Below are 8,783 nucleotides of genomic sequence, written 5' to 3' on the forward strand. Positions count from 1 at the left end.
TACACCACTAATGTGTTATGATGCATAAACTACAGAGGCGGCTTAGGTCGCCTCTTTGTTTTCAGTGTTACACTTAGTTTTTCAAGATTATAAACAGCGACTCAGTGCGATAAAAATTGAACATCGAACCTTAACTGAAATTTAAGAAATACTTTGTTACACCTTCAGAAACACTTAACCGACTATTTTGATTATTATTTTACGTATACAAGAGGAATGAGAGACTTGATTTTTCGAACTTTCACCCCCATAAATGTACTAATAACTATTGAAGTCACCTTACGAGGAAGATTATGAACAGCCCTATGTTTTCACGCACAGCATCTCAAGAAAGTGCTCTGCAAACCAATAAAGTGTTGCGTAACACCTACGCATTACTGTCTATGACACTACTTTGGTCTGCTGTTGTAGCAGGCGTATCCATGGCGATGAACCTTCCTCGCCCGGGTCTTATTATCATGCTAGTTGGCTTCTACGGCCTACTTTTCCTAACAGAAAAGAACCGTGACAACAGCATGGGTCTAGTCTTCACATTCCTATTTACAGGTTTCTTAGGCTACACCATCGGTCCAATCTTAAACATGTACGTTGGCGCAGGCATGGGTGATGTCATCCTAACTGCACTTGGCGGTACAGCACTGGCGTTTATGGGCGCATCAGCTTACGCACTAACAACTAAGCGTGACCTGTCGTTCCTTAACGGCATGCTATTAGCTGGTTTCGTAGTACTACTTGTAGGTATGGTTGCAAACATCTTCCTACAAATGCCTCTACTATCATTGGCAATGAGCGGTATGTTCATCCTGTTCTCGACTGGTGTTATCTTGCTTACAACGCAAAACATCATTCGTGGCGGTGAAACAAACTACATCTCTGCAACGATCAGCTTGTACGTATCGATCTACAACATCTTCATCAGCCTACTAAGCATCCTAGGCATCATGGGCAGCGACGACTAATCGTTCCCATCATTGAAGAATATCTAGCCCAAGAGCCTATCTCTTGGGCTTTTTTGTATCTTTAAGTGCGATATTTCTTTAGATAGCTACAATTTCTGTTGAGAAAGATAAACTTGGTCATGTACCCTATCCGCATAGTTAATTGGATTCTGGATTAAACATGTTTGAATATAACGGCAAGCAAATCGAAACCGACGCTCAAGGCTACCTATTGGATTACACGCAATGGGAAGAAGGTATGATTGAAATTCTTGCTCAAGACGAGGCGATTGAACTTACAGATGCACACTTAGAAGTCGTCCATTTTGTAAGGAGCTTTTACGAAGAGTTCAACACCTCACCAGCGGTTCGCATGCTCGTTAAAGCAATGGAAAAAGCTCACGGCCCAGAGAAAGGTAACAGCAAGTACCTATTCAAATTGTTCAAGAAAGGCCCCGCAAAACAAGCAACCAAGCTCGCGGGTTTACCTAAACCAGCAAAATGCTTGTAAAGCTTAAACAGCTTTAGGTTGCTCTCAAGGTAAAAAGGTAAATACTGTAGTGCGCTAGCTACAGTATTTTAAATTCCCCTATACGCACATCCTGCCGATCACTTTCTTTAACTTGATGCATCACTACATGATCTACTGTCGCACTCGAAGGGCCAATATTGAGCCAAGCGTGGAACTTCTCTATTTCCTTACCCTTTCCGACAGCTAACACTTCAACTCGGCCATCATTTAGGTTCTTTGCATAGCCTGAAATGCCCAGAGCTTGTGCATGCCTACTGGTGTGATAGCGAAAACCAACACACTGAACTACGCCTGATACGACAAAAATATATTGTGAACTTTCCATAACGTTGCCTCATAAATTATATGAATGATATAGTCGAGCTTCTATTCATTCACCGCTTATTGGTGGACTTACTTCGAGTATAACGATTATGAAAGAAATCCCATTTCGTTGGATTGACAAATATCTCATTCACCTAAAAATCCAAGAAAAGTTCTATCTACTCTTCTTATTACCTCTTCTCGCCCTAGTTATATTAACTCTTGTTTTAGATAGCGCCGCAGACTCTTTACTTGCGCATCTTTATCAAGAAGAAATGCTCTTGATGAAAGGACTTATCGAAGCGGGTCAACTGACGAAAGATCAAGTTGCTCAACTTGTCAGTAATTCTGAAACCATCTCTTTAGGCTATGGTGTTGGTTCCGTCTCAGTTATGAACGGTGCATTCAGCTTGGTTGCGAACCATGACCAAAACTTATGGTCAGCTCTATCTACGACTCAGGTTTCAATTATCGCAGTAACCCTAACGCTGATCGCGCTAGGTGTTTACTACATCATGACTTTCATCGGCGGCGCAATGTTCTCTATGAACAAAGCGTTAAGCACGCTAGCGAGTGGTGATCTCACCTGTCGTATGAACTACTTCCTTGTTCGTGACGAGTTCAGTGAAATCGCAATTACTATTGATAAAGTAGCAGAACGTGAACAAAACATGGTTCTATCAATCCAAGAGTCTGTCGCACTCATGCAGCAGATCAGCTCGGACTTGAACCAGTCGACACAACAGAGCTCAAACATTTCGGGTAACCAACAAGAACATCTGAATAGTTTAGCAAGTGCAACGGAACAAATGGCAGCTACCATTCGCGAAGTCGCTACCCTTGCTCATGAGTCTAGCTCTCAAACTATGGACGCTCGCGGTGTTGCACAGAGTGGCCAAGTAAAAGTTTCAAATACATTGGAATCTATCTCAAGCCTATCTCAAGAAATTCAATCAGCTTCGCAAGCGGTAGAAGAGCTTGATGCTAATGCAGCGCAAATTGATGAAGTGGTCGCAACCATCAATGGCATCTCAGAACAAACTAACCTATTAGCCCTGAATGCTGCCATTGAGGCTGCACGTGCTGGCGAGCAAGGTCGTGGATTCGCTGTTGTTGCCGATGAAGTCCGTGCCCTTGCCGGCCGTACTCAACAAGCGACGGTTGAAATCCAAAGTATGATTGAATCATTACAACGTAACAGCCAATCACTGACAAAATTGATGGAAGTGACTGTTAGCAATGCTAACGAAGGTCAAACATTGATGTCGGAAGTAAACGTTGAGATCGGCTCGTTAGCTGAAAAGAACCAATCTATTTCTGATAGCAGCACTCAAATTGCTACAGCTGCTGAAGAGCAAGGTGTTGTTGCTGACAACATTGCACAAAGTGTTGAAGAGATTCGTCATCAGTCAGACAGTATCTGCGAGATGATCAGTAAGAGTAATTCCAATGTTGACCAACTTCGTAAACAAAGCGATACGATGGAAGGTTTGCTGACAGGTCTTAAAGCTTAATACTGATATCCACCACAATGTGTTGATTAATCATTACTAGGGCTGCTTCTGCAGCCCTTTCTTATTTGCTTTTCACCTGCACTTCCCCGACAATACCCCTCCTTCAAATTCAACAAACAGAATAAATTATGACTCCTTCAATTCATCTAGCTAAAGGCCGAGATAAATCACTACGCCGCAAACACCCTTGGGTATTTTCACGCGGTATCGATAAGGTCGAAGGCGAACCAAAACAAGGTGAAACTGTAGACGTATATGCTCAAAATGGTCAGTGGCTTGCAAAAGCGGCTTACTCACCAGAATCTCAAATTCGAGCTCGTGTTTGGACATTTGAAAAAGAAGAGATCAACAAGGCGTTCTTCGTAAAACGAATTCAAGACGCACAGTCTTTACGAGAAGACATTATCGAACGTGATGGTCTAACGGGCTACCGCCTAACGGCCGCAGAGTCTGATGGCTTACCAGGTATCACAATCGACAAATACCAAGACTTTCTTGTTTGCCAACTGCTAAGTGCTGGCGCTGAGTTTAACAAAAGCGTATTGGTTGAAGCGTTAATCGAGTGCTTCCCTGACTGCAACATCTACGAGCGTTCAGACGTAGCGGTTCGTAAAAAAGAAGGCCTAGAACAAGTTGTCGGCGTTCTTCATGGTGAAGAGCCACCAAAATCTATCGTGATTGAAGAAAATGGCGTTAAAATCAGCGTGAACATTATGGAAGGCCACAAAACGGGCTTTTACATGGACCAACGTGATAGCCGTAAAGAATCGATGAAGTACGTTAAAGGTAAAGATGTCCTTAACTGTTTCTCATACACAGGTGGTTTTGGCCTTTACGCACTTAAAGGCGACGCGAAGCGTGTTATCAACGCTGACGTATCCCAACTTGCTCTTGATACAGCTAAGTTCAACGCTGAACTTAATGAATTCGACATCTCGAAAAAGCGCGCTGTGTTCCTAAACGCTGACGTATTCAAACTACTTCGTGAATACCGAGATCAGGGCACTAAGTTTGACGTAGTGATCATGGATCCACCAAAGTTTGTTTCAAGCAAGAACAACCTAACTTCAGGCGCTAACGGCTACAAAGACGTTAACATGCTAGCGATGCAAATCCTGAAACCAGGTGGCACTCTGCTCACCTACTCTTGCTCAGGTTTAATGGGTGCTGACCTATTCCAAAAAATCATCGCTGACGCAGCTCTAGATGCGGGCAGAACAGTGAAGTTTGTTGAACGCTTCGAGCAAGCTGCCGATCACTTGATCGATACAGCTTACCCAGAAGGTTTCTACCTAAAAGGTTTTGCTTGTAAGGTGCTTTAATTCTAGCGCTTTAGAAGCTAGCTTTGATAGCAAAACTGACGTATTAAAAAAGGGCCTTTCGGCCCTTTTTGTTATTCATGACTTAAGAGTTTGGTAGGTTAGTCATTAGTGAATTTACTAAATTCGTCAATTCATCACCGGAATAAACACCAGAAGAATCGACGTCAAAACCACTAAGATTATTTGCTTGGCCCTGCAAGACTATAGTTTGAGAACCTTGATCATTAGTAATGGTTAACTCTAGGTCTTGGTTATTATCGCTAATCTTAGCTGACAAATGTTCAAGAACATCATCCATTGTATTTTCATCGTGAAGGAGTTCAGATAAATCAATACGGTCACTACCCACTTCAAAGTCAGTAATAACGTCTCGATAGTCGTCAAGCGGTTCATCTACCCATTTGAATATATCATCACCTTCTCCCCCGACTAAGATATCATTTCCTAAGCCACCAATTAAGGTGTCATCTCCTCCTTGACCATAGATAATATCCTTACCTTCACCGCCATTTAACGTGTCATCTCCTCCGCGAATATCACCGTCTACGTTAAACAGCTCGTGGTTAGATTTAATATATTCGTAGATCTCCAATTCACTTGGTACAATACCATTTTTTAGCCCAAGGAACTGCTCTAACGCAGAGAGACCAGCACCATCATCTAGGTCAGCAGGCTTAGCAGGATTGCTTGCAGTATTCCACGGGAGGTTATCGGTGTTGATACTATCGCCGAACAGAATATCTGCACCTTGCCCGCCCGTTACCGTATCCGAACCCAATTCTGCTATATCTTTGATGATTTCCCCTCCTTGAAGCACTGCTTGTAGCTGGCTAGGAGTGTCTACCAGTTGAACCTCTCCTGCTGGAGCTAATAAAGATTCTACTACAAAAATGTCGCCAATCTCTGCGTAAGTATTTTTGTACTGTTGTGACGCGTCATGAGAGAAAGCCATGTAGTAGTTACCAGAACTAACACCTTCGATCAGTACCGAGGCTTTACCGTTATGCTTACTTAGGGTCGAACTTTCAACCAGAGTACCGTCACTACTATATAGGTGCCAAGTGAAGTTACTTTTAGTTAAATCAACGTCAAACTTTATAGAGCTATTGTCTTTAGCAACCGAAAAATCTTGAGATCTAACTGCTTCAACGTTAGTACTCGCGTTCGAATCATAGTCATAAAAAACTAAGTTTCCGTCATCGATACGTACACTAGAATAATAATGATCGTCACTAACATTTGTGAAACCGTGGCTAGAAACATCTATAAGCTTAGTTTCACTATCAAAGCCAGGTACTGCAGTAAGGCTAGTAGAAGAAGTATTGTCAAAGAACTTCAATATTGAGTCGTCAATATCGTTACCTATTCCTATAGCCATAACACTCGACTTAGCACTCAACTCAGCAAACTCAGTAAGCGCACCTTCAATAGTGCTATCCGCTGGCTGGCCGTCAGTTAAGAAAAACGTCAAATTTTCAGTATTGCTATCGGGTGTCTGAGTATCAAACCATGCATTTGCAGAAGCCAAAGCGTCATCATAACCAGTACCACCATCGTCTGGGTTTAACTGATTTTCAATAGTGTCAATTAAGTCTAAATACCCTTGACTGTTGGGTTGTAAATCATTGACTAAAAATTCAACTACTACATCGTACTCAAATCCAATAAGTTTCAAATTGATCGTACCATCGTGAGATGCAAGATCAGCGGCTAACAACTTCAACGCATCTTGAAGCATCGCAATACGGGTTGTTATATTTCCGTCGCCGTCTGTAGTACTCCATCCCATGCTTCCTGAGAGATCCACAACTAGAGCGATATTGTAATTAACGCCAGGGGTAACATTTGTTACAAAGCCTCCTGAATCCCCCAACAACACATCGTCACCTTTACCACCGATGACATTGTTATCGCCGTTAGGGTCAGTAGCTGGTGTCGCAATGGAACCTGTTTCATCTTGAGCGTACTTAGGTAGGTCAACGGGTTCACCTTGCGCGTCAACTTCTTGAGCACCAGCTGTGACGATTAACACTGGATTCGATCCAACAGGCGCTTCGACCATAACAGAAACTTTACCGTCACTATCTAATGCGTCTACAGGAATTGTCCATGTACCGTCCCCATTGTCCAACCCAATGGATAAAGTTGCATCAGCTGGAACATTACCCACGACAACTTCTGTAATAGCTTCACTACCATCGTCATCATTTAAATCAATATCAATATTCAGAGTGAGCAAGTCTGCTACTTTAACTAGACCTTCATCTGTAATTGAATATTTACCGTCCTGTAAATACAAAACTTCTACATTATGGAAATCATGCGGGTATGCAGTGCCTGTAACTTCATCATAATATTCCAAACGCAATTGGCAGGTGTTGGGTAAACTTGAGTCATCATCAGCTGTTACAACATTAACTTTATCCAGAGTAATTGGAACATATGCAATATCATCACCATCTCCACCATAGTAGCTTGTAGTTGCGCTCATGTTAGTTGAAATTAGTTTGTCATTGCCCGAACCATGTTGGTCACCATAAAGGTCTACATTGACAGCAATACCGCCCACTAATATATCGTCCCCAGCTTCACCAGTTAATTGTTGAGATAACGATGCTTCACCAAAAATCAAATCATTATTATCACCAGCACGTAGTTGATCGTAAAGCCCACTATCATCACCAATCAAGACATCATCGAACTGAGTTTGCAAACTTGGATCTGCTTTAATTTCAAGTAGAGACTCAATATAAGCATCGACATAGCTCGTTGATACTACTAAATCAGCACTTACAGATAGACCACTAGATTTAGGTTCAACATGGAGTGTAACGGTAGCCGTGTCAGTCAAGCCGTCACTATCCGTAACGACATAAGTGAAAGTTGCGTCGCCACTAAACCCATCATCAGGTGTGAATTGAATATCACCATTCTCATTAAAGGTCACTGTACCGCCGCTAACAGAAGTTACTGACTGAATTGTGAGAATATCACCATCAGGGTCACTGTCATTCGATAACAAGGTGGCCGCACTAATTGTGGTTGATAGCCCTTCAACAGTGCAAAGTTCATCGTTTAATGTAGGAGCATCTAACAATGGAGAGAAGTCACCAATTAGATCTCCATCGCTATCATACTGACCGATATCAACATCAAGAACAGCATCTCCCCCTTGATCCCAATAGATAATTTCAATTGTATGGTAACCTGCATCAGTGATCTCAAAGACATTATGAATTCGCTCTGTTGGTGATTGGTTACTGTCTACTTCAGCAACGACAACGTCATCAATTACAATTGAATAACCGTCGTCTGCATTTACCTTGAGCGCAAATTCTCCTTCTTCTAAATAAATAGCCCCCGTTAAATTGAACACTCCATCGGTTGTACCGTTAGGAACATTACCAGCAATACTATCCGCGTCGTCACCTAAGAAGTCACTCAATTGAGCGTCATCATCAACTCCACTCTTCACGCTCAGAGAGTAATCGAGATCAGTTGCAGCAAAGGTGACATCCGGGTCACTCGCGTTAATCACTGAGAGGGCCGTCGCTACACTGCTCACTTGACTATTGTGTCCATAATAAGCGCCTGATAAACCGTGAGTATGTGTGTATGTATCGTCGTTGGCGATTGGGGCAACTGACATGCTCAGCTTACCTTCCGCACCCAGGTTGCCCGCCACGTCGGTGTAGCTTTCATCGGTCACACTCACACTCGAGGCTTCGTTACCACTTTGCGTAAACGTCGCTGTCCAGATGCTTGGGTCTGTCGCATCTTGCGCTAGGTTGGCCAGCGTGCCACCTGTGGTCTCGATATCGCTCGCATCGAAGCCTTCAACCGATTCACTGAAGTCAAATGTAATGGTCGTTACCTCGCCTTCCGATAGGCTGGTGTCCGCCGCCGTGATTATCACTGTCGGACCTTCGGTATCAACCTCATAACCGCCGTCTCTGTTCTCACCGCTTGTATCGGTCGTCGCCGTGAACGGGTTACCCGCTTCATCAGTGCCGCTCACGCTCGCCACGAGGGTGCTGTCCGCATCCGCCACAAGGTCACTGCCCGGCACATTGATTCTGTATGTGCCATCCGCCGCAACGGTGCCTGTGTAGGTCGTCGCCTCTTTGCCTTCTGCCTGCAACGTCAACGTCACTGTGTCGTTTTCATTCGCGTC

Annotated in this window: 6 protein-coding genes; 4 read left to right on the forward strand and 2 right to left on the reverse strand. The window is 43.4% G+C overall.

Translation table 11 applies throughout. From position 1 onward, the window contains the following. Nucleotides 1-293 precede the first annotated feature (293 nt). The gene (locus tag IQQ51_RS08110) at nt 294-959 is read left to right on the forward strand and encodes a Bax inhibitor-1/YccA family protein (RefSeq protein ID WP_017057206.1); all 666 of its coding nucleotides are present in this window, start codon (nt 294-296) and stop codon (nt 957-959) included. Nucleotides 960-1,119: 160 nt separating this feature from the next. Continuing rightward, the gene (locus IQQ51_RS08115) at nt 1,120-1,449 is read left to right on the forward strand and encodes a TusE/DsrC/DsvC family sulfur relay protein (protein ID WP_017057205.1); all 330 of its coding nucleotides are present in this window, start codon (nt 1,120-1,122) and stop codon (nt 1,447-1,449) included. Nucleotides 1,450-1,507: 58 nt separating this feature from the next. Here the strand turns inward: IQQ51_RS08115 and yccX are convergent, their stop codons facing one another. Beyond that, nucleotides 1,508-1,795 (reverse strand): acylphosphatase, encoded by a 288-nt coding sequence (gene yccX, locus IQQ51_RS08120; RefSeq protein WP_193840785.1) that lies wholly within the window; start codon nt 1,793-1,795, stop codon nt 1,508-1,510. Nucleotides 1,796-1,883: 88 nt separating this feature from the next. Between yccX and IQQ51_RS08125 the strand changes: the two genes are divergently transcribed. Together IQQ51_RS08125 and IQQ51_RS08130 are read left to right on the forward strand one after the other, a co-directional pair. Then, nucleotides 1,884-3,287, forward strand: a complete 1,404-nt coding sequence (locus IQQ51_RS08125; protein ID WP_193840786.1) for a methyl-accepting chemotaxis protein — start codon at nt 1,884-1,886, stop codon at nt 3,285-3,287. Nucleotides 3,288-3,415: 128 nt separating this feature from the next. Continuing rightward, the gene (locus IQQ51_RS08130; RefSeq protein ID WP_193840787.1) at nt 3,416-4,609 is read left to right on the forward strand and encodes a class I SAM-dependent methyltransferase; all 1,194 of its coding nucleotides are present in this window, start codon (nt 3,416-3,418) and stop codon (nt 4,607-4,609) included. 82 nt (nt 4,610-4,691) lie between these two features. On the opposite strand, the gene IQQ51_RS08135 is transcribed toward IQQ51_RS08130, so the two are convergent. Continuing rightward, the coding region (locus IQQ51_RS08135) for an Ig-like domain-containing protein (RefSeq protein WP_193840788.1) at nt 4,692-8,783 on the reverse strand (4,092 nt) is incomplete at its 5' end.

Source organism: Vibrio sp. OPT18 (assembly GCF_015163615.1).
GTDB lineage: Bacteria > Pseudomonadota > Gammaproteobacteria > Enterobacterales > Vibrionaceae > Vibrio > Vibrio coralliirubri.

Coding starts and splice junctions, on each gene's coding strand:
- yccX (WP_193840785.1), bottom strand. CDS start 1,795: ATGGAAAGTTCACAATATATTTTTGTCGTATCAGGCGTAGTTCAGTGT.
- IQQ51_RS08110 (WP_017057206.1), top strand. CDS start 294: ATGAACAGCCCTATGTTTTCACGCACAGCATCTCAAGAAAGTGCTCTG.
- IQQ51_RS08130 (WP_193840787.1), top strand. CDS start 3,416: ATGACTCCTTCAATTCATCTAGCTAAAGGCCGAGATAAATCACTACGC.
- IQQ51_RS08115 (WP_017057205.1), top strand. CDS start 1,120: ATGTTTGAATATAACGGCAAGCAAATCGAAACCGACGCTCAAGGCTAC.
- IQQ51_RS08125 (WP_193840786.1), top strand. CDS start 1,884: ATGAAAGAAATCCCATTTCGTTGGATTGACAAATATCTCATTCACCTA.